We start from the raw sequence: 21182 nt of genomic DNA, 5'->3' as shown, positions 1-21182 counted from the left end.
CGCCCGCCCGCCGCTGTCCACGCCGCCCGTGTCCGCGCCGCCCGCGCTCAGCCGCGCATCCGTGCGCCCGAGGGGTCGTGAAAGGCCCTGAGGGACGCCTCGGCCGGCACGCGCCGTCCCGCCACGTCGATCGCCCAGTCGCTCGCCAGCAGCGCCTCGGCCGTCTCGCCCGCGCAGGGCACATAGCCCAGCCCCACCGCGCCGCCGACCGAATGGCCGTAGGCGCCCGAGGTCAGGTGCCCCACGATGCGCCCGTCGCGCAGGATGGGCTCGTTGTGGTAGAGCAGCGGCTCGGGCTCGCGCAGGCGGAAGCCGAGCAGGCGCCGGCCGAGGCCCTCCTCGTGGCGGCGCAGCACGGCGTCGCGGCCGCGGAAGGCGGGCTTGGCCCAGCCCACGGCAAAGCCCAGCCCGGCCTCGAGAATATGGTCCTCGGGCGTGATGTCGTGGCCCATGTGGCGGAACCCCTTCTCGAGGCGCGCGGCGTTCATCGCATAAAGGCCGCAGGGCTTCAGCAGCCCCTCGCCCGCCTCGCGCAGCGCCTCCCAGGCATGGGCGGCCATGTCGGCGGAGACGTAGATCTCCCAGCCGAGCTCGCCCACATAGCTCACCCGGTGCGCGCGGGCGAGGCCCCAGCCCCATTCGACCTCCGCCACCGAACCCCAGGGCAGCGCGGTCCAGTCGGCGGGCGAGACGCGCGCCAGCACCTCCCGTGCGCGCGGGCCCATGACGGCCAGCACCCCCTCGGCCGCGGTCATGTCGGTGACGACCGCGCGCTCGTCCTCGCGCAGCGCGCGGCGCAGCAGCGTCTCGTCCGCGCGGCGGCGCGCCGCGCCGGTGACGACCAGGAACGCGGTCTCCGACAGCCGCGCCACGGTGACGTCCGCCTCGATCCCGCCCGAATCGTTCAGCGCCTGCGCATAGACGAGGCGGCCGGGCTCGACGTCCAGATCGGCCGCGAAGACCCGGTTCAGGACCGCTGCCGCATCGGGCCCCTCCACCCGCAGCTTGCCGAACGAGGACATGTCGTAGACCCCCACGCCCTCGCGGAAGGCGCGCAGCTCCTCGCCCACATTGTCGAAGAACGGCCCCCGTCCCCAGGTGCGGCTCTCCTCGGCGGGCTGGCCGGGGCGGCGGAACCAGTTGGCGCGCTCCCAGCCCGCCACCTCGCCCCAGACGGCGCCCTCGGCGTCCAGATGGGCGTGAAAGGGCGAGCGGCGCACGCCCCGGCCGGTCGCCTTCTGGCGGAAGGGGAAATGGTCGGCATAGAGCAGGCCCAGCGTCTCGGAGACGCGCTCGGCCAGGAAGCGGCGGTTGCGCTGGAAGGGCTCGGCGCGCGCGATCTCCACGTCGCCCAGGTCGAAGGGCCGCTCGCCATGGACCATCCAGTGCGCGAGCGCCATGCCCGCGCCCCCGGCCGACTGGATGCCCACCGAGTTGAACCCGGCCGCGACCCACAGGTTGGGACATTCCGGCGTGGGCCCCAGGTGATAGGCGTTGTCGGGCGTGAAGCTCTCGGGCCCGTTGAAGAAGGTGCGGAAGCCCGCCCGCTCCAGCAGCGGGATGCGCCGGACCGCCGCCTCGAGGATCGGCTCGACATGGTCGAAGTCGGGGGGCAGCTCCGTGAACTCGAAATCGGCCGGGATGCCGTCGAGGGCCCAGGGCTTGGCGCGCGGCTCGAAGGCGCCGACCATCAGCTTGCCCGCATCCTCCTTGTAGTAGGTGCATTCGTCGGGCACGCGCAGGACCGGAAGCTGGCCCAGACCCTTGATGGGCTCGGTGATCGCATAGAAATGCTCGCAGGCCTGCAGCGGCACGGACGCCCCGGCCCAGAGCCCCACCTCGCGCGCCCACATGCCTGCGCAGTTGACGACCGCCTCGCAGGCGGTCTCGCCGGTCTCGTCCCCCGATTCCCAGCGCACCGCGGCGATGCGGCCCCGCTCGAGGCGGAAGCCCGTGACGCGGACGCCCTCGTGGATCGCGGCCCCCCCGGCGCGCGCCCCCCGCGCCAGCGCCATCGTGATGCCCGAAGGGTCGCCCTGCCCGTCCCGGGGCAGATAGACGCCGCCCGTCACGCCCTCGAGGTTGAGATGGGGATAGCGCGCCCCGATCTCGGCGGGCGCGATCTCCTCGATCTCGACGCCGAAGGCGCGTGCCATGGCGGCGGAGCGGCGCAGCTCCTCCAGCCGCTCGCCCGTCAGGGCCGCGGTGATCGAGCCCGTGCGGCGGAACCCGGTGGCGATGCCCGTCTCGGCCTCGAGCCGGCCGTAAAGCTCCTGGCTGTAGCGGGCGAGCCGCGTGAGGTTCGCCGTCGCGCGCAGCTGCGCGATCAGCCCCGCCGCGTGCCAGGTCGTCCCGGAGGTCAGCCGCCGGCGCTCGAGCAGCAGGACGTCGCGCCAGCCCTCGCGCACGAGGTGATAGGCCACGGAGGCGCCGACGACGCCGCCGCCGACGATGACGGCCCGGGCATGGGAGGGAGGCAGCATGGCGGAGACCCTTTCAGTAGATCGGGGGGGCGATGACCCAGATGACGGTGCAGGGCCGGGGATGGGGGTTGGCCCAGAGGAAGGGCTCGCCGCGCAGGCGGAACGAATCGCCCGGACCCAGCCGGTGGAGCCGCCCCGCCACGGTCAGGTCGAGCCGGCCGCTCTCCACATAGCCCACCTCCTGCGTGGGCCGCTGCGCGGGGGCGGAGAGGCGCGCGAAGGGGGCAAAGACCGAGCGGACGACCTCGAAGGCGTCCGACAGGTCGGGCGAGAGGAGTTCCTCCGTCAGCCCCTCGGCGCGCGGCCCCACGGGGCGGCGGGCAGCCGCGCGCACCACCACGCCCCGCTCGGCCTCCGGGCCCTCGGGCTGCACCAGGGCGTCGGGCGGCACCCCGAGCGCGGCCGCAAGCCGGCGCAGGTCGTCGAGCGCGGGGCGCGACAGGCCCCGCTCGACCTGGCTCATCCAGCCGACCGAGCGGCCGGCAGCCTGCGCCAGCGCCTCGAGCGTGAGCCCGCGGGCGCGGCGCAGCGTGCGCAGGTCGGCGCCCAGCCCCTCGGCCATCGCGGCCCTCCGTGAAAAATCCGCCTCAGATTTCACGGACGGCCGCTGCGCCGTCAAGCCCCTCCGCTCCGGCCCAGGCGACCGAACGTGTCGGCGAGGATCGCGGCCAGCCCTGCGGCATCCGCCTCGTCGAAGGCGGCCGGCCGGTCGCTGTCGATGTCGAGCACGCCGAGGAGCCGCCCCGCCCCGTCGCGCACGGGCAGCACGATCTCGCTGCGGGTGGAGGCCGAGCAGGCGATGTGGCCGGGGAAGGCGTCCACGTCGGGCACGATCTGCACCTCGCCCGTGCGCGCCGCCGCCCCGCAGACCCCGCGCCCGAAGGGGATCGAGAGGCAGCCGTGACCCCCCTGATAGGGGCCGATCTTCAGCAGCTCCGGCGCGACCACCCGGTAGAAGCCCGTCCAGTCGAAGCGGTCGTCGGACCGGTGGATCTCGCAGGCCAGCGTGGCCATCAGGGCGATCGCATCCTCCTCGCCCTCGGTCAGGGCCGCGATCTGCCGGCGCAGGGCGGGATAGTCGGCGCGCATGGGGTTCTCGGGTCCTCCTCCGGCCGCGCGGGGCGGCGTTTCCGGGCGGGCAACGCAGCGTTCGCACGGTGCCGCGATCCCGCCCCGTTCTGCCCCTCTCGCCGCCCCGGCGGGCGCGGACAAGGGGGCGTGTAGCTGCATGGCTGCCCCGGCGCCGCGCGACGTCAGCCCCCACCCAGACGCGCGGCGCCGGAACCGCCGGGGTTCAGTTCATCTGGAGGCAGAGCGGATAATGCCCGTCCTCGAACGGGCCGAACAGGTCGGGGATGTCGGGATGGTCCACCGGTTCGCCGGAATAGTCGGCCACCAGGTTCTGCTCGGACACATAGGCCAGCGACGGCCCCTGCGCATTCTCGGCCAGGAGGTGGTAGAAGGGCTGGTCGCGGCGGGGGCGGCTGTCCTCCGGGATCGCCAGCCAGAAGGCCTCGGTGCGCGCAAAGGTCGCGTCCACGTCGAAGACGACGCCGCGGAAGCGGTGGGTCCGGTGGCGCACCACCTGGCCCAGGGCATATTTGGCGCGCGCAGTGAACATCCCGCTTCCTCCAGGCTCCTCCATATGGCGCGCAACGCGCGCAGATGTCCAGATTCCGCCATGGAACGGCCGCGAAACAGTCCGTCCCGCTCCCTCCCACAGTGGCGCGTCCGCCGCACCGGGGCGGCGAGGCCCCGCCGGCGGGGCCTCCGGCGCAGCGACCCCGTTTCCCGATCGGCCGCGCCGCGCTAGAGTGGGGGTCAAGAACAGCCGAGCAGCGGCGGGGCAAACCCGCCGGGGGACAGACAGGACAGCCGATGAGCCGCAAACTGCGCACGCTGGCGCTGGTGCTCCTTGTGGCCGCCTGCGGCGGCCGCGTGGCGACCGAGCGCACGGGCGAGGCCCCGCGCGATCTCGACAATGCGTGCCGCATCCTCGAGCAGCGGCCGGGCTACCTGCGCGCCTTCCAGGCCGCCGAACGGCGCTGGGGCGTGCCCGTGGCCGTCCAGATGGCGATCATCTATCAGGAATCGAAGTTCATCCCCAATGCGCGGCCGCCCCATCAATACGCGCTGGGCGTGATCCCCGTGGGCCGGCAGAGTTCGGCCCTGGGCTACAGCCAGGCGCTCGACGGCACCTGGGCCGAGTATCTCGCCCAGCGGGGGGGGCGCGGGGCGCGGCGCGACGACATCCACGACGCGACCGACTTCATGGGCTGGTACATGACGCTCACCCAGCAGGAGCTGGGCATTCCGCTCCACGACACCGAGAACCAGTATCTCGCCTATCACGAGGGGCGCGGCGGCTATCGCCGGGGCAGCTACCAGGAGAAGGCCTGGCTCATGCGCGTCGCGGCCGGCCTGGCGGAGCGGGCGCGGATGTACGACGCCCAGCTCCGCACCTGCCGCCGCTGACGGCCCGTCTCAGAACCCCCGCGCGCGCAGCTCGGCCTGCATGTTGAACTGCCGGTCGGCCACCTGCACGCCCGGCCGCAGGTCGTTGAGGATCACGGTCGTCTGCTGGCCCGAACGGTCGGTGACGATCCACTGGCGCAGCTCCACCGGATTGGCGGTAAAGACGAGCTGGATCGAGCCGTATTCGGGATGCCGCGGGTCCTGCGCGGTCACGGTGGTCGTGGTCCCGTCGGACGTGTGGCCCGTCACCATGCCGGCCCGCGACAGGTCCACATTCTCGGCCAGGATGATCGAGAGCGGCGTCTCGCTCAGCGGAAAGCGCTCGGGCGGCTGGTTGGAGCGCCCGTCGAACACCGCGACCTGCCCGCCCGAGGCGAGAAAGAGCGACCGGTCGGGGGGGGCATATTCGAAGCGGATGCGCCCCGGCCGGCTGAGGAACAGGGTCCCGGTCGAGATGGAGCCGTCGGCGTTCACCTGCGTGAAGCCCGCCTGCGCCGAGCGCAGGCTGTTGAGATAGGCGCTGATCTCGCCGAGCGAGAGCTGCTGGGCCAGGGCGGGCCCCGAAGCCAGCGCCGCCCCGAGGGCGAGACCGAGGCCGAGGAAACGGCGTCGCTGCATGGCAGGTCCTTTCGTTTGGGTCGGATGCCTATAGCGCGCTTCTGCGCCGGACCCGAGCCGACAGGCGATAACGACTGGTCGAAACCCGGTGACCGCGCTCCTGTTCCCCGCTGACACCCGCCGGCTGCACGGATGGCCCGGACCCTCGGGGCCGCCTTTCCCCCCGCCGCAGCGCGGCGCAACACCCCCGCGCGGTGGTGTAACGCTTCGTTAACCTCTCCGTGGCAGGGTGCGCCCACGCGCCCGATCCTTCCGTCCCGGCGGACCGGAGGGGCGGCGCGGACTAACCGGGGCGGGACCTGCAACGATCAGGCGGCCGCCCGTGCTCTTTGCAGGGGTGGGGCGCCTCGGACGCGCCCGAGGTTCCGCCGCATCCCACCGGGCCGCTCGGCTGCGCAGGTGCTCGTCCACGGCCCGTAGGCGGAGCTCCCCGGCCGCCGCGCGTCGCAACGCGCCCGCCCCGCATGCCTGCGGGCGGCACCTTCGGGCCTCAATGCGGCTCGGGGACCAGGATCTCGCGCTTGCCCACGTGGTTGGCGGGCGAGACCACGCCCTGTTCCTCCATCAGTTCCACGAGGCGCGCGGCCTTGTTGTAGCCGATGGCGAGCTTGCGCTGGATGTAGCTCGTCGAGCACTTGCGGTCGCGCGCGACGATCTGCACGGCCATGTCGTAGAGCGCGTCGTCGCCCTCGGCGCCGCCATTGGGCGCGGCCTCCGAGAGCGTTCCGCCCTCGGCCGGCTCCTCCAGCACCGCGCCCACATAGGCGGGCGGGCCCAGCGCCTTGAGATGGGTGACGATCTCCTCCACCTCCTCGTCCGAGACGAAGGGGCCGTGGACGCGCGCGATCCGCCCGCCGCCCGCCATGTAGAGCATGTCGCCCTGCCCCAGGAGCTGCTCGGCCCCCTGTTCGCCCAGGATGGTGCGGCTGTCGATCTTGCTCGTGACCTGGAAGCTGATCCGGGTGGGGAAGTTCGCCTTGATCGTGCCGGTGATGACATCGACCGAGGGGCGCTGCGTCGCCATGATGAGGTGGATGCCGGATGCCCGCGCCATCTGCGCCAGCCGCTGGATGCAGGCCTCGATCTCCTTGCCCGCGACCATCATCAGGTCGGCCATCTCGTCCACCACGACGACGATGAAGGGCAGCAGTTCGGGCTGGATCTCCTCCGTCTCGAAGACCGGATCGCCCGTCTCCTCGTCGAATCCCGTCTGGACGGTGCGCGAGAAGGTCTCGCCCTTCTCGAGGGCCTCGCGGACGCGGCCGTTGTAGCCCTCGATGTTGCGCACGCCCATCTTGGACATCTTGCGATAGCGCTCCTCCATCTCGCCCACGACCCATTTGAGGGCGACGACGGCCTTGCGCGGGTCGGTCACGACCGGCGAGAGGAGGTGCGGGATGCCGTCATAGACCGACAGTTCCAGCATCTTGGGGTCGATCATGATGAGGCGGCATTCCTCGGGGCCCAGCCGGTAGAGCAGCGACAGGATCATCGTGTTGATCGCCACCGACTTGCCCGAGCCGGTCGTCCCCGCGATCAGCAGGTGGGGCATCTTGGCGAGGTTGGCCACGACCGGCGCGCCGCCGATATCCTTGCCGAGCGCGAGCGGCAGGCGAGTCTGGGCATCGCCGAAGGCCGGGGCGGACAGGATCTCGCGCAGGACGACCTTCTCGCGCCGCTCGTTGGGCAGTTCGATCCCGATGACGTTGCGCCCCGGCACGGTGGAAACGCGCGCCGAGAGCGCCGACATGTTGCGCGCGATGTCGTCGGCCAGCCCGATCACGCGCGAGGCCTTGAGGCCGGGGGCGGGTTCGAGTTCGTACATGGTGACCACGGGGCCGGGCCGGACGGAGACGATCTCGCCCTTGACCCCGAAATCGTCGAGCACCTGTTCGAGCGCGCGGGCATTCTCCTCGAGCGCGGCGTCCGACAGGTGGTGGCGCTGGACCGAGGCCGGATCGGCCAGCAGGTCGAGCGGCGGCGGCACATAGGCCGGTGCGGCCGGGGCCGCCGGGGCGGGGGCGGGGCGGCGCGGCCCCCCGTCGGCCGGGGCCCGCCGGCGCGCGCGCGGGCCGGGCTCGACCGGGGCCGGGGCGGACGGGATCGCCGCCCCTCCGGCCGGGAGCGGTGCCGGGGCCGCCTCCGGTTCCTCGGGGAGGGGGCGCAGGCTCCGGGCGCGGATCGCCTCGCCGATGCGCGAGCGCAGCCGTTCGGGGTCCGGGCCCGGCCCGTCCTCCTCCGGACCGGCCGGATCGCCGGCCGTCTCCTCGCCCCGGGCGCGCCGCAGCAGCGTGGCCAGGAAACCCCCTGCGGGCGGCTGGGGCGCGCGCGGCGGCGCGACGAGCGGGGGCAGCGCATCGGCCCCCCCATCCACGACGGCGAGGGGAACCTCGTCCGGGGCGTCGGGCCAGCCGCCGTCCTCGCGCTCCTCCGGGGCAACCGGCGGGGCCGGGCGCGGCGGCAGGACGGGCGGGGGCATGGCCCGCCGAGCCCCGTCCTGGGCCCGCCGGACGAGGGGCGAGGCGGACGGAGCGGGGGGAGGCGGAAGGGCGGTACCCGGCATGCGGGTCGCGGCGGCCCGGGCGGCCTCCCGCGCGGCCGCGGCCTCCTCGCGCCGCCGGGCGAGCCAGGCCGCCCCCTGCTCCAGCCCGCGCGTCATCCCCTCGGTGCCGCGGGCGCGCGCCTCGGCCGCAAGCGCCGCGCCACCGCGCAGCAGACGGCCGCCGATCTCGAGGCCGCGCGCCCCGCCCTCGACGGCCCGCGCATAGCCCAGCACCAGAAGAAGCGTTCCGCGCTGGCGCACGGCCACCCATTCGGCCCGCGTCACGCCGGCGACCCACAGCACGAGGCCCGCCGCCACGGACCACAGCGCGAGCCCGGTCAGCCAGCCGTCGAAGGGCAGCAGCGTGAGCACGAAGCTCAGCGCGGTGTCGCCGAAGAGCCCGCCCATGCCGTAGCTGGCCGTCCAGCCCGCCCCCGGCTCGGCCGAGGCCCAGGCGACCGCGAGGGCGGCCAGCGCCACGGGCGCGAACACCGCACGCGCGCGCTGGTCGGCCCGGTGGGTGAGCAGCCGCAGGCCCCACACCCCGAGCAGGAGCGGGATGCCCCAGGCCGCCCGTCCCAGCACCATCACCAGCGGATGGGCGACCGAGGCTCCGAACGAGCCCAGCCAGTTCTGCACGGGCGCGTCGGAGGCCAGAAGCCAGGACGGATCGTCGGGCGCATGGCTCCAGAGCATCATGGCCACGGCCAGTCCGGCTCCGAACAGGCACAGGCCCAGAAGTTCCCGCCCCCGCCGCTCGATCGTGGCCTGGGTGTCCTCGTCGAGGAGGGGGGCGCGATCCCGGGTCGGATAGGCCATGCGCGTCGTCCTCCTCTTCACAGCCGTTCGCGGATCAGCCGCAGGCCGCGCCGCACCTCGTCGCAGGGGGCGACCAGCGCGACGCGCACGCGATCGGCCCCCGGATTGCCGCGCCCGTCGTCGCGGCCCAGATAGGCGCCCGGCAGGACCCGGACCCCCGCCTCGCGCCACAGCCGCAGCGCCGCCGCCTCGCCGTCGCCGGTGCGCAGCCACAGGAAGAAGCCCGCGGCCGGGGGCTCGTAGCCGGGCAGGCCGCCCAGCTCCTCGTCCGCGATGGCGTATTTCTGCCGGTAAAGCGCGCGGGAGGCGTCCACATGGTCCTCGTCGGCCCAGGCGCGCGCGGCCACGCGCTGGAGCGGCAGGGGCAGCGGGGCTCCGGCATAGGCGCGCAGACGCCGCATGGCCGCGATCCCCTTCTCGCCGCCCGCCACGAAGCCCGAGCGCAGCCCGGCGAGGTTGGAGCGCTTGGACAGCGAGTGGAAGGCGAAGACGCGCTCGGGGTCGGCGCCGGCTTCGGCGGCCGCGGCGAGAACCCCGTCGGGCGGCGCGTCGCGCCAGATCTCGGCATAGCATTCGTCGGCCAGCACGATGAAGTCGTGCCGCTCGGCGAGCGCGAGAAGGCGGAGCCACCAGGCGCGGTCGGCCACGGCGCCCTGCGGGTTGGCGGGCGAGCAGACATAGGCCAGCGCGGCGCGGTCCAGCAGATCGGCGGGCAGCGCTCCGTAATCGGGCAGGTGGCCCGTCTCCGCGGTGGCGGGCACGAAGACGGGTTCGGCCCCGACCGACAGGGCCGCGACCATGTAGGCCTGATAGAAGGGGTTGGGGATCAGGACGGCCGGGCGCCGCCCTCCCTTGGTTTCCGGGCAGAGCGCCATGGCGGCGTTGTAGAGCCCTTCGCGCGTGCCGTTGAGCACGAGCAGCCGCTCGGGCCCCAGGCGGACGCCGTAGCGGCGCCCGAGCCAGGCGCCGATCGCCTCGAGCAGGTCGGGCGCGCCCTCGTTGGGCGGGTAGGGTCGGAACTCCTCCACCGATTCGCGCAGCACGTCGGCCACGAAGGGCGGCATGGGATGGGTGGGCTCGCCGATCGCCATGAGGACGGGATCGCCGCCCGGGGGGTGGGCGTCGAGCAGCTTCCGCAGGCGCGGAAACGCATAGTCCGGGAGGTCCGAGAACCGCGCGGGAGCCGCCACCATCACTGCCTCATTCCCGGGGTCGCCTGCCCCGTTGCCCCGGGAGGCTAGCGCCCGCCGCACCTCCCTGTCCAGAACGGAGCCCGGAGCGGCAGGGGCTTGTGGCCGCGCTGCCATGCGGGGCGCGGCCGGCGGCCGTCAGGACAGGACGCGCTCGGCCGCCCGGGCGGTCCGCAGCAGGGCCTCGGCGCGCGGTGCGGACAGCAGCAGCCCGCATCCCGCCTCGGGCAGCGGCAGCGCCACGGAGGCAAGGCCGAGCAGGTTCGCCATGCGGGTGTTGCGCAGCGCCTGGAGGTTGCGGGTGCGGAACAGCGCGTAATCGGCGGCGACGGCCTCGCGGTCGGGCGGCAGGATGGGAGAGGCGGGGCAGAGGACCGCGTCGAGTCCCGCGAGGACCTCCACCGAGTCGCGGCGCGCCTCCTCGAGCGCGGCGCGGGCAGCCAGGAACGCGGCCGCCTCCGTGTCCGCCCCGGCCAGCAGCCGCTCGAGCACCGGGGGGAACATCCGCGACGGATCGGGTTCCACGACCGCCCGCCAGGACGCCCAGGCCTCGGCGGCGTAGAGGATGGCCCCCGCCGGATAGCAGGCGGGCAGCGCCGGCAGATCGACCGTCGCGATCCGCGCGCCCGCCGCACCCAGCCGGGCGAGCGCCGCCTCGAAGGCGCGCGCGGGCGCCTCCTCCAGATCGTCGCAGACCACCTGCCGCGGCACGCCCAGGCGCAGCCCGGCGGCCGAGGCGCCGCGCAGGTCCACGCGGGGGCCCCCCAGCGCCTCCCAGAGCAGCGCGGCATCCTCCACGGAGCGGGCGAGCGGCCCGGCGGTGTCGAAGCCCGGGCAGAGCGGCAGCGCGCCGCGCAGGGGCAGCGCGCCCCAGGGCGGCTTGAATCCCACGAGGCCGTTCCAGGCGGCCGGCAGCCGGACCGAGCCGCCCGTGTCCGATCCGATCGCGCCGGGGGCGAGGCCGAAGGCCACGGAGGCCGCGGCGCCCGAGGACGAGCCGCCGGGCAGCCAGGCGGGGTCGTGGATGTTGGGCGGGGTCGCCGTGGCCGGGTTGAGCCCCAGTCCCGAGAAGGCGATCTCCGTCATGTGGGTCTTGCCGAGGCAGACCAGACCGGCCTCGGCGCCGCGCGCGACGAGTTCGGCGTCGTGCTCCGGCACGCGGCCGCGCAGGTAGGGCGTGCCGCCTTCGGTCCCGGTGCCTGCCGTGTCGAACAGGTCCTTCCAGGAGACCGGAACGCCGTCGAGCGGGCCGCGGCGGGCGCCGAGACGGGCCCGGATGCGCGCCGCCTCGGCCTCGGCCCGGGCGCGTTCGGGGGTCAGGCGGGCATAGATGCGCGCGCCGTCGGGGTGGCAGGCAGCGGCGTCCAGAAACAGCCCGGCGATGTCTACGGGATCGGCCCGTCCCGCCTCGATCGCGCGGCCGATCTCCGCCGCGCCCGCCCGCTGCCAGTCCATCGCCGCGCCCGCTCCGTGCCGTCTCCCGCCGCCGCGCCTCCTAGACCGTCGCCGGCCGCATGGACAATCCCGCCCTTGCGCCCCATCTGCTGGACATGGCGCGAATCTCCGCACGCCCCGCTCCGCCCGCCGGCCCCGACCGGACGCCCGAGGTCTTCGATGCGATCGTGGCCGGCGGCGGCCTCACGGGGACCGCGCTGGCGCTCGCCCTCGGGCGGGGGGGGCTGCGCGTGGCGCTGGTGGAGCCTGCCGGGACGGGCCGCCGCGACGACGGGCGCGCCTATGCGCTGGCGCTCGCCTCCGTGCGGATGCTGCGCGCGCTGGGCGCGTGGCCGGCGGCGCAGGCCGAGCCGATCCAGCGCATCCTCGTGGCCGATGGCCGTCCCGGCGAGGCGCCCTCGCCGCTTCACCTCGCCTTCGATGCGGGCGAGATCGAGGAAGGCCCGATGGGCCACATGATCGAGGACGCGCCCCTGCGCGAGGCCGTCGAGACGGCGCTGGCCGGACTGCCGGAGGTCCGGCGGATCGCGGGCGCGGTCGTCTCGCACCGGGCCGGGCCTGCGGGCCTGTCCGCACGGCTCGGGGACGGGCGGATGCTCGAGGCGCGGGTCCTCGTCGGCGCGGACGGGCGGCGCAGCCCGACGGCCCGGCAGGCGGGCATCGGGCGGATCGAGCGGCCCTACGGCCAGACCGCCGTGACGGCCAGCCTCGTGCACGAGCGGCCCCATGGCGGGACGGCGCACCAGCTCTTCCTGCCGGGGGGGCCGGTGGCGGTGCTGCCCCTGCCGGGGAACCGCTCCTCCCTCGTCTGGAGCGAGCGCAGCGCCCGCGCGGCCACCCTGATGCGGATGGAGGAGGCGGAGTTCCTCGAGGCGCTGCGCGCCGTGCTGGGCGGCTTCCTGGGACGTCTCGGACCTGCGGGGCCGCGCAGCGCCTTTCCGCTGGGCCTGTCGCTGGCAGAGGCCTTCACGGCGCCGCGGGTGGCGCTGGCGGGGGACGCCGCGCGGGCCGTCCATCCCGTCGCCGGCCAGGGCCTGAATGCAGGCCTGCGCGACGTGGCGGCCCTGGCGGAGGTGCTGACGGAAGCAGCCGCGCGCGGCGAGGACATCGGCGCGGAGGCGGTGCTCGGGCGCTATGCGCGCTGGCGGCGGTTCGACTCGGCGCTGCTCGCGGTCGCGACGGACGGGTTCAACCGGCTCTTCTCGAACGACTGGGGTCCGCTGCGGCTCGTGCGCGATCTGGGGATGGCGGCGGTGGGACGGATGGGCCCGCTGCGGCGCGCCTTCATCCGCGAGGCGGCGGGCCTGACCGGCGAGCTGCCCCGGCTGATGCGCTGAGGGCGCCGCTCAGCCGTAGCGGATCTCGACCACCTCGTAGCTCTTCTCGCCGCCGGGTGTGCGGACCTCGACGGAATCGCCCACCCCCTTGCCGATCAGCGCGCGGGCCAGCGGGCTCTTGATGTTGAGCCGGCCGCGTTCGATGTCGGCCTCGTATTCGCCGACGATCTGGTAGGTGCGCTCCTCCTCCGTCTCCTCGTCGAGCAGGCGGACGGTGGCGCCGAACTTGATGGGGCCCGACAGCTTGGACGGGTCGATGACCTCGGCCAGGCTGATGACGCTCTCGAGTTCCTTGATGCGACCCTCGATGAAGGACTGCTTCTCCTTGGCCGAGTGGTATTCGGCATTCTCGCTCAGGTCGCCGTGCTCGCGCGCCTCGGCGATGGCGGCGATGATCTCGGGGCGCTCCACGGACTTGAGGCGGCGCAGCTCGGCATCGAGCCGGTCGTAGCCCTCGCGGGTGAGCGGGATCTTCTCCATGGCGTCCTTCCGTCCGGCCAAAGCGAACGGGGCATGAACCCCGCCCTCGCGGCGAAGTCAAGCCCCGCGTCGTGGCGTCGCGATTGCGCCGCCGGACGGGAGTCTCTACGTCAGGACACCGACATTCAAGAGGGCGGGGCTTGCGATGGCCGAGATCGAGCGCGAAGCGGTGGATTACGACCTCGTGATCGTGGGCGCGGGGCCGGCCGGCCTGTCGGCGGCGATCCGGGCCAAGCAGATCGACCCCGACCTGTCCGTGGTCGTCCTCGAGAAGGGCTCGGAAGTGGGGGCGCACATCCTGTCGGGCGCGGTGCTCGATCCCGTGGGTCTCGACGTGCTCATCCCCGACTGGAAGGCGAAGGGCGCGCCGCTCGACGTGCCCGTGACCTCCGACCGCTTCCTGGTGCTGGGAGCCGGGGGCGCGATGCGGGTGCCCAACCGGATCATGCCGCCGCTGATGAACAACCACGGCAACTACATCGTCTCCATGGGCAATGTGTGCCGCTGGCTGGCCCGGCAGGCCGAGGAGCTGGGGGTGGAGATCTTTCCCGGCATGGCCTGTTCGGAGATGGTGGTGGAGGGCGACCGCCTCGCGGGCGTGGTGGCGGGCGAGATGGGACGGGTGCCCGACGGCAGCTTCCACGGCGCGCCGGGCCCGAACTACGAGCCGGGGATGATCCTGCGGGGCAAGTACGTCCTCCTGGCAGAGGGGGTACGGGGCTCGCTGTCGCAGCAGGCGATCGCGCGCTGGGGCCTCGACCGGGGCTGCGAGCCGCAGAAGTACGGTCTCGGGATGAAGGAGCTCTGGGAGGTGCGCCCCGAGGTCCACGAGCCGGGCCGGGTGCTGCACACGATGGGCTGGCCGCTGGGGCGGGGCGCGGGCGGCGGCGGCTTCATCTACCACCTCGACAACAACCAGGTCTATGTGGGCTTCGTCGTCCACCTCAACTACCGCAACCCCCACCTCTATCCCTACGGCGAGTTCCAGCGCTGGAAGCACCATCCGGCGATCCGCGGTCTGCTCGAGGGCGGACGGCGCGTCGCCTACGGGGCGCGGGCGATCAACGAGGGCGGCTGGCAGTCGCTGCCGCGGCTGGCCTTCCCGGGGGGCGCGCTGCTGGGCTGCGCGGCCGGCATGGTCAACGTCCCGCGCATCAAGGGCAACCACAATGCCATGCTGTCGGGCATCGCCGCGGCCGAGGCGGCGGCGGCGGCCATTGCGGCGGGCCGCGAGGGCGACGTGCTGGAGGAGTATGACGCGGGCGTGCGCGCGGGCGCGATCGGGCGCGATCTGCGCGCGGTCGCCAACGTCAAGCCGCTCTGGAGCCGCTACGGCCTCGTGGCCTCGCTCGGGGTGGGGGGCTTCGACATGTGGACCCAGACGCTGCTCAACCGGTCGTTCTTCGGCTCGATCGCGCATGGCAAGACGGATGCGGAATGCACCGAGCCGGCCGACCGGCATCCCCGGATCGAATATCCCAAGCCCGACGGGGTGATCTCGTTCGACCGGCTCACCAACGTGGCCTTTTCGGGGACCAACCACGACGAGAGCCAGCCTGCGCATCTTAAGCTCAAGGACCCGTCGGTCCCGATCGCCCGCAACCTGCCCCTCTACGACGAGCCGGCGCAGCGCTACTGCCCGGCCGGCGTCTACGAGGTGGTGCACGAGAACGGAGAGCCGCGGTTCCGCATCAACTTCCAGAACTGCGTCCACTGCAAGACCTGCGACATCAAGGACCCGTCGCAGAACATCGTCTGGACGACGCCGCAGGGCGGGGACGGCCCGAACTATCCGAACATGTGATCCGGGAGGCGGTCGCGGCTTTCCGCCGCTGCGAACCCGGAGCCGGGGGGCGGCGGTGGACGCCTGCGGGGGGCGCGCGTAACCTGCCCCATCGGGATCAGGAGACCTGAGGGACGACGCTTGCGAGGACCGACCCCCTTCCGCTTCCGCCGGACGGCCGGAGCCGTGTTCGGCCTCCTCGTCGCCCTTGCCGCCCCGCCGCTGTCCGCCGAGCCGAGCCCGGGCGCCTATCTGGCGGCCCGCGCGGCTCTGGCCGCGCACGACTTTCCGGCCGCGCGTCCCCTTCTGGCCGAGGCGCTGGCGGCCGATCCGGCCCATCCGGTCCTTCTGGAGGGCAGCGTCGTCGCGGCGCTGGCCGAGGGGGATCTCGACGCGGCCGTGGAGGCGGCGCGCCGGCTCGGCGAGGGGGGGACACGCAGCCATGCGGCCCATCTGGCGCGGCTGACCCGGCTCGCGCGGGACGGGGAATGGCGGCGCGTGCTGGCCGCGCTCGAGGCCGGGCGGGGGGTGGGTGCCCTCAGCGGCGGCCTCGTGCGGGGCTGGGCCTGGCTCGGGCTCGGCGACGAGGAGGCGGCGTTGTCGGCCTTCGACGAACTGGCCGCACAGGACGGGCTGGCCGCCTTCGGCCTGACCCACAAGGCGCTCGCGCTGGCGGCCCTGGGCGACTGGGCGGGCGCGGAAGCCATCCTGACCCTGCCGCCGGGCGAGGGGATGCAGCCGAGCCGGCGGGGGCTCGTCGCTCTGGCCCAGATCATGGCCGAACAGGGCCGCCCGGCGGACGGGGCGGCGATCCTGTCGGAGGGGGGCGGCCGCGGTCTCGATCCGGCGCTGCTCGACCTGCGCGACCGCCTCGCCGCCGGAGAGGCGGTGTCCTTCGACGTGGCGCGCAACCCTGCGGAAGGGTTCGCCGAGGCGCTCTACACGGTGGGGGCCGCGCTCGGGCAGGGCGATCCCCTCTCGGCGCTCCTCTATGCCCGCGCCGCGCTGGCGATCCGGCCCGACCATGCAGATGCGGCCCTTCTGGCGGCGCGCTCGCTCGAGGCGCTGGGGCAGCCGGCGCTGGCACGGGCGGCCTTTGCTCTCGTGCCGCCGGACGACCCGGCCTTCCTGTCGGCCGAGATCGGCCGCGCCGAGAGCCTGCGGCGGGAGGGCTCGGGCGAGGCCGCGGCCGAGATCCTGCTTGCGCTCTCGCGCAGCCATCCGGGCCGCGCGGACGTGCAGGCGACGCTCGGGGACACGCTGCGCACGCTGGGCCGCCACGCCGAGGCAGAGGCGGCCTACGACCGCGCGCTCGCGCTCTACGACGCGGCATCCCCGGTCCGCTGGTTCGTCCTCTATACGCGCGCCATCGCCCGGCAGGCCCAGGACGACTGGGAGGGCGCCGAGGCGGACCTGAGGGCCGCGCTCGCCCTCGAACCCGACCAGCCTCAGCTTCTGAACCATCTGGGCTATTCGCTCGTGGAACGTGGCGAGAAGCTCGACGAGGCGCTGGCCATGATCGAGCGCGCGGTCGAGGCCGAGCCGCAGAACGGCGCCATCGTGGACAGCCTGGGCTGGGCCTTCTTCAAGCTCGGCCGCTTCGAGGAGGCCGTGGAGCAGCTCGAACGCGCGGCGGCGCTCGAGCCGACCGACCCGGTGATCAACGATCATCTGGGGGATGCCTACTGGAAGGTCGGCCGCGAGCGCGAGGCGCGCTTCCAGTGGCGCCGGGCCCTGAGCTTCGGCCCCGAGCCGGAGGAGGCGGCACGGATCCGCCTCAAGCTGGAGGGCGGGCTCAAGGCGGTCGGGGCCGGCGAGGCGCCCGCGGAGGAGGGGCGCGAACCTGCTCCGGTGGTCGGGGAGGGGCCGAATGGATAGGGGGCTCGCACCGGCCAAGATCAACCTGGCGCTGCATGTCCTCGGCCGTCGGCCCGACGGGTTCCACGATCTCGACAGCCTCGTGGCCTTTGCCGAACTGGGCGATCTGGTGACCGCGACGGCGGCGCGGACGATCACCCTGTCGGTGACGGGCCCCTTCGCCCAGGGCGTGCCGACCGACGGGTCCAACTCGGTGCTGCGCGCGGCCGAGGCGCTGGCGCGCGCGCGGGGGGTATCGGGGCGCGGCGCGGCCATCAGGCTGGTCAAGACGCTGCCCCATGCGGCGGGTCTGGGCTCGGCCTCCTCCGATGCGGCGGCGGCGGTTCGCGTCCTCGCCCATCTGTGGGGGGTCGATCCCTTCGGCCCCGACGATCCCGAGGCGGCGGCTCTCGGCTCGGACGTGCCGGCCTGCCTCGCGGCGCCGGCGACGCTGCGGCTGAGGGGGCGCGGCGAGCGGATCGAGGTCCTGCCGCCCCTGCCGCGCTGCGGCCTCGTGCTCGTCAATCCCGGATGCGCCCTGCCCACGGGATCGGTCTTTGCCGCGCTCGAGCCGCGCGAGCGCACGCCGCTGCCGGCCCTGCCCGCGCTGGCGGGCGCGGAGGATCTGGCCGGATGGATGATGTCGGCGCGCAACGACCTGCAGGCGCCGGCCGAGGCGCTGGCGCCACCGGTGGCCGAGGCGCTCGCGCTCCTGCGGCGGGCCCCCGGCATTCTTGCCGCCTGCATGTCGGGCTCCGGCGCGACCTGCATCGGTCTGGCCGCGGACATGGGCGCGGCGCGGCGGGCCGCCCGCACGATCCAGCTCGCGCGGCAGGGCTGGTGGGTGGCGCCGGCTCCGCTCCTGTCGGAGGGGGCGCCGGTGCCGCGCGGCGTGACGGCTCAGGCCGCGCGCGTGACCACGTAATCGGCGAGGTCGAGAAGCATCTCGCGTAGCGGATGGTCGGGCAGGCCGTCCAGGGCGTCGCGCGCCCGGGCGGCCCAGGCGTCCGCCTCGGCCCGGGCGGAGGCGAGGGTGCCGTGACGCCGCATCAGGGTGCGGGCCTCGTCCACGTCGCCCTCCGCAACCTCGGCCCGGCCGAGGACCCGACGCCAGAAGGCGCGCTCGCCCTCGTCGGCGGCGGCGATGGCGCGGATCACCGGAAGGGTCAGCTTGCCCTCGCGCAGGTCGTCCCCGCGGTTCTTGCCGATGCCGGCATCGCCCTCGATGTCGAGCAGGTCGTCGGCGATCTGGAAGGCGATGCCCAGCGCGTCGCCGTAGCGGCGCATCCGCTCGGCCGCGGCGGCATCGGCCCCGGCCACCAGCGCGCCGGTCTCCGTGGCCGCGGCAAAGAGCGCTGCCGTCTTGCCGCGGACGATGCGCAGGTAGGTGTCCTCCGTGGTGGACAGGTCGCGCGCGGAGGAGAGCTGGAGCACCTCGCCTTCGGCGATCGTGGCCGAGGCGCGCGCGAGGATGCCGAGGACCGGCAGGCTGCCCACCTCGACCATCAGCTCGAAGGCGCGGGCAAAGAGGTAGTCGCCCACCAGGACGGAGGACTGGTTGTCCCACAGGAGATTCGCCGTGGGCCGGCCGCGCCGCTGGGTGGAGGCGTCCACCACGTCGTCGTGCAGGAGCGTGGCCGTATGGATGAACTCGACCACGGCCGCGAGCCGTCGGGCCGCCTCTCCCCCGCCGCCCAGAAGACCCGCGGCCGCGAGCACCAGCATGGGCCGCAGCCGCTTGCCGCCGGCCTCGACGAGATGGGCGCTGACGGCCGGAATGCGCGGTGCGGCCTCGGACTGCATCCGCTCGCGGATGATCGCGCCGACGGCGGCGAGATCCTCCTCCAGCGCGCTGGCCAGACGGTCGTGCGGCGCGGTGCGCGGGGACGGGCTCGGCTGATCGAGGCTCATGGCGCCTTCTCGACATGGGGGGGGCGGAGGCTCTAGCCTGCCCCCATGCGGGAACTTCTGCGCACCACCGATCCGACGGTGATGGCCTTTGCGACCGCCCTCTTGCGGGGCGAGGGTATAGACTGCTTCCCGCTCGACCACAACATGAGCGTCCTGCAGGGCTCGCTCGGCGTGTTGCCGAGCCGGCTGATGGTGCGGGAGGCGGATCTGGCGGACGCGGTGGCCATCCTTGAGGACAACGGCATCGACCGCGGGCTTTGATCCCTCGGCCGAGAGCTGCGACGCGCTTCTGGGCGGGCGGCTGCGCCTGATCCAGCCGCGGCGGGGCTTCCGGGCGGGCATGGATTCGCTGCTGCTGGCGGCCTCGGTGCCGGCCCGGGAGGGCGACAGCGCGCTCGATCTGGGCTGCGGCGCGGGGGCGGCGGTCCTGGCGCTGGGGGTGCGGGTCCGGGGGCTCGGGCTGGCGGGACTCGAGGTGCAGCCCGCCTATGCCGCGCTGGCGCGCCGCAATGCCCTGCTCAACGGGCTCGGGCTGGAGGTCTGGGAGGGCGATGTGGCGATGCCGCCGCCAGGGCTCGGAGGGCGCGCCTTCGATCGCGTGCTGATGAATCCGCCCTTCTTCGACCGGAGAGCGTCCGTCCGGGCTGCGGATCCCGGCCGCGAGGCGGCGCAGGGTGCGCGTGCGCCGATCTCGGCCTGGCTCGCCCTCGCCGCGCGGCGGCTGCGGCCCGGCGGCACGCTGAGCGCGATCCACCGTGTGGAGGCTCTGCCGGCGCTCCTCGGCGCGCTGCCGGGCACGCTGGGCTCGGTCGCCGTCCTGCCGCTCGCGCCGCGCCCGGGACGCCCACCCCGCAGCGTGCTCGTCCGCGCGGTCAAGGGCGGGCGGGCGCCCTTTGCCCTTCTGGCGCCGCTCGCGCTCCATGCGGCGCCCCGGCATCTGCGCGACGGCGAGGATCTGACCCCCTGGGCGCGAGCGGTCCTGCGCGACGGCGCGGCGCTTCCGTGGGGTCCGCCCCCGGACTGAGCAGACCCGTGCCGATCCGGCTTGCGGCGCAGGCACAGGGAGCGGGCCAGTGCGGGTGTGGCCTTCCGCCGCGTGACACGCGCCCCCATCTGTGATCGACTGACCCCAGATCAGCCAAGGAGGGAGCCCATGAGCCTGGAGACCCATCTCGAGGAGCTGCGCCGCAAGCACGAGGCCCTGTCGCAGGCGGTGGAGGCCGCGCAGAAACGCCCCGGCTCCGACGACCTCGAGATTGCGCGCCTCAAGAAGCAGAAGCTCCACCTCAAGGAGGAGATCGTCCGCCTCACCCGTCACTGAGCGGACGCATCCGGCGGGAGGGGCCCGCGGGCCTGTCGGCTTCCGCTCCGCGCCCCGCACGGGCGGCGAGGATCGCCCCTCCGGCCACCAGCATCGCGGCCAGCGCCAGGGGCCAGGCCGCGACCGCCTCGCCGGCGGCGACCAGGGCGAGCGTCGAAAGCACGGGCGCCGCATAGGACGCCGTGCCCAGAAGCTGGATGTTGCCCCGCTTGACGCCGGCATCCCACAGGAAGAAGGCCGCTCCCACCGGCCCGAGGCCCAGCAGGACGACCGCGATCCAGCCCGCGCCGTCGGCCGGCCAGGCCCGATCCTCCCAGAGCAGATGCGCCAGCAGCGACAGCAGGGCGGTGCCGGCGCAGGAGACGGTCACGCCGATCGTCGGCCAGCGGCCGAGCGCGCGCGAGCCCACCGAGTAGATGGCCCAGGTCAGGGCGCAGCCGAAGGCGAGCACGAGGCCCCAGACCCGATCCGGCCCCGCGGAGCCGCCGCCCACCCCCCCCGCGGCGACCAGGGCCGCACCGCCGAAGGCGAGGGCCGCGCCCGCCAGGTGGCCGGGCCGCAGCCGCTCGCCCGGCAGCAGGCCCGACAGCAGCACGATGAGGAGCGGCCAGAGATAGGCGACCAGCCCTGCCTCGGCCGGGGGCGCCAGACGCAGTGCCGAGAAATAGAGCAGATGGTAGCCGAACAGGCCCGCGATCCCGAAGACGTGGACCCGGAGCGGGATGGTCCGCAGCAGGCCCAGCGTTCCCGTCAGGCTTCCCCAGATCAACCCCACCGCCGTGGCCAGTCCGAAGCACAGCGCATTGAGCAGAAGCGGCGGCACGGGTGCCGTACGCACCGTCAGGAGCGCCAGCAGGGCCCACAGGAGAACCGCCAGACAGCCCAGCAGGGTCGCGCGCCGTGTCATCTCT

Annotated in this window: 19 protein-coding genes; 8 read left to right on the top strand and 11 right to left on the bottom strand. The window is 74.3% G+C overall.

The window, feature by feature from the left end; genetic code table 11:
* Positions 1-47: 47 nt before the first annotated feature.
* The 4 genes from GT358_RS12565 to hspQ all read right to left on the bottom strand — a co-directional run bounded on the left by GT358_RS12565 (position 48) and on the right by hspQ (position 4104).
* Positions 48-2483 (bottom strand): FAD-dependent oxidoreductase, encoded by a 2436-nt coding sequence (locus tag GT358_RS12565; RefSeq protein WP_166582976.1) that lies wholly within the window; start codon positions 2481-2483, stop codon positions 48-50.
* A gap of 13 nt (positions 2484-2496) precedes the next feature.
* Positions 2497-3045 (bottom strand): helix-turn-helix domain-containing protein, encoded by a 549-nt coding sequence (locus GT358_RS12560; RefSeq protein ID WP_166582975.1) that lies wholly within the window; start codon positions 3043-3045, stop codon positions 2497-2499.
* Between the two features lie 53 nt (positions 3046-3098).
* Complete coding sequence (locus GT358_RS12555) at positions 3099-3572, bottom strand: GAF domain-containing protein (protein WP_166582974.1); 474 nt, start codon at positions 3570-3572, stop codon at positions 3099-3101.
* A 205-nt stretch (positions 3573-3777) separates the two neighbouring features.
* Positions 3778-4104, bottom strand: a complete 327-nt coding sequence (gene hspQ, locus GT358_RS12550; RefSeq protein WP_166582973.1) for a heat shock protein HspQ — start codon at positions 4102-4104, stop codon at positions 3778-3780.
* Positions 4105-4361: 257 nt separating this feature from the next.
* On the opposite strand from hspQ, the gene GT358_RS12545 reads away from it, so the two are divergent.
* Positions 4362-4958 (top strand): transglycosylase SLT domain-containing protein, encoded by a 597-nt coding sequence (locus GT358_RS12545; RefSeq protein ID WP_166582972.1) that lies wholly within the window; start codon positions 4362-4364, stop codon positions 4956-4958.
* A gap of 9 nt (positions 4959-4967) precedes the next feature.
* Here GT358_RS12545 and GT358_RS12540 read toward each other — a convergent pair whose 3' ends face one another.
* The 4 genes from GT358_RS12540 to GT358_RS12525 form a co-directional block, all read right to left on the bottom strand.
* Positions 4968-5576, bottom strand: a complete 609-nt coding sequence (locus tag GT358_RS12540; RefSeq protein ID WP_166582971.1) for an outer membrane lipoprotein carrier protein LolA — start codon at positions 5574-5576, stop codon at positions 4968-4970.
* Positions 5577-6066: 490 nt separating this feature from the next.
* On the bottom strand, positions 6067-8937 hold the full coding sequence (locus GT358_RS12535) for a DNA translocase FtsK (protein ID WP_166582970.1): 2871 nt from the start codon (positions 8935-8937) through the stop codon (positions 6067-6069).
* Between the two features lie 17 nt (positions 8938-8954).
* The gene (locus GT358_RS12530) at positions 8955-10127 is read right to left on the bottom strand and encodes an aminotransferase class I/II-fold pyridoxal phosphate-dependent enzyme (RefSeq protein WP_166582997.1); all 1173 of its coding nucleotides are present in this window, start codon (positions 10125-10127) and stop codon (positions 8955-8957) included.
* A gap of 138 nt (positions 10128-10265) precedes the next feature.
* A complete protein-coding gene (locus tag GT358_RS12525; RefSeq protein WP_166582969.1) occupies positions 10266-11582 on the bottom strand; it encodes an amidase in 1317 nt (438 codons plus the stop codon).
* A 59-nt stretch (positions 11583-11641) separates the two neighbouring features.
* On the opposite strand from GT358_RS12525, the gene GT358_RS12520 reads away from it, so the two are divergent.
* Entirely contained in the window at positions 11642-12919 is a 1278-nt protein-coding gene (locus tag GT358_RS12520; protein WP_243730872.1) for a UbiH/UbiF/VisC/COQ6 family ubiquinone biosynthesis hydroxylase, read from the top strand.
* Between the two features lie 9 nt (positions 12920-12928).
* On the opposite strand, the gene greA is transcribed toward GT358_RS12520, so the two are convergent.
* Positions 12929-13399, bottom strand: coding sequence for a transcription elongation factor GreA (gene greA, locus GT358_RS12515; RefSeq protein WP_166582968.1), 471 nt, complete (start codon positions 13397-13399; stop codon positions 12929-12931).
* Between the two features lie 145 nt (positions 13400-13544).
* Here greA and GT358_RS12510 point away from each other — a divergent pair, with 145 nt between their 5' ends.
* The 3 genes from GT358_RS12510 (at position 13545) to GT358_RS12500 (ending at position 17964) form a co-directional block, all read left to right on the top strand.
* Positions 13545-15203 (top strand): electron transfer flavoprotein-ubiquinone oxidoreductase, encoded by a 1659-nt coding sequence (locus tag GT358_RS12510; RefSeq protein WP_166582967.1) that lies wholly within the window; start codon positions 13545-13547, stop codon positions 15201-15203.
* 120 nt (positions 15204-15323) lie between these two features.
* A complete protein-coding gene (locus GT358_RS12505; protein ID WP_208103511.1) occupies positions 15324-17060 on the top strand; it encodes a tetratricopeptide repeat protein in 1737 nt (578 codons plus the stop codon).
* Complete coding sequence (locus GT358_RS12500; RefSeq protein ID WP_166582966.1) at positions 17053-17964, top strand: 4-(cytidine 5'-diphospho)-2-C-methyl-D-erythritol kinase; 912 nt, start codon at positions 17053-17055, stop codon at positions 17962-17964. The genes GT358_RS12505 and GT358_RS12500 overlap by 8 nt, the downstream gene beginning before the upstream one ends.
* On the opposite strand, the gene GT358_RS12495 is transcribed toward GT358_RS12500, so the two are convergent.
* The gene (locus GT358_RS12495; protein WP_166582965.1) at positions 17940-18950 is read right to left on the bottom strand and encodes a polyprenyl synthetase family protein; all 1011 of its coding nucleotides are present in this window, start codon (positions 18948-18950) and stop codon (positions 17940-17942) included. The two genes, GT358_RS12500 and GT358_RS12495, sit on opposite strands and share 25 nt — an antisense overlap.
* A 45-nt stretch (positions 18951-18995) precedes the next feature.
* Here GT358_RS12495 and GT358_RS12490 point away from each other — a divergent pair, with 45 nt between their 5' ends.
* The 3 genes from GT358_RS12490 to GT358_RS12480 all read left to right on the top strand — a co-directional run bounded on the left by GT358_RS12490 (position 18996) and on the right by GT358_RS12480 (position 20271).
* A complete protein-coding gene (locus GT358_RS12490; protein WP_166582964.1) occupies positions 18996-19211 on the top strand; it encodes a DUF2007 domain-containing protein in 216 nt (71 codons plus the stop codon).
* Positions 19180-19974 (top strand): tRNA1(Val) (adenine(37)-N6)-methyltransferase, encoded by a 795-nt coding sequence (locus GT358_RS12485; protein WP_243730871.1) that lies wholly within the window; start codon positions 19180-19182, stop codon positions 19972-19974. Before GT358_RS12490 ends, GT358_RS12485 begins: the two co-directional genes overlap by 32 nt.
* Before the next feature lie 129 nt (positions 19975-20103).
* Positions 20104-20271 carry a YdcH family protein gene (locus GT358_RS12480; protein WP_166582963.1) on the top strand — a complete coding sequence of 56 codons (168 nt, stop codon included), beginning with the start codon at positions 20104-20106 and terminating at the stop codon, positions 20269-20271.
* Here the strand turns inward: GT358_RS12480 and GT358_RS12475 are convergent.
* Complete coding sequence (locus GT358_RS12475) at positions 20258-21178, bottom strand: DMT family transporter (RefSeq protein ID WP_166582962.1); 921 nt, start codon at positions 21176-21178, stop codon at positions 20258-20260. The two genes, GT358_RS12480 and GT358_RS12475, sit on opposite strands and share 14 nt — an antisense overlap.
* Positions 21179-21182: the final 4 nt, after the last annotated feature.

Origin of the sequence: Rubellimicrobium sp. CFH 75288, from assembly GCF_009904055.1 — a bacterium.
In the GTDB taxonomy this organism is placed as follows: domain Bacteria; phylum Pseudomonadota; class Alphaproteobacteria; order Rhodobacterales; family Rhodobacteraceae; genus Rubellimicrobium.
This window is presented reverse-complemented; position numbering and strand designations above follow the sequence as displayed.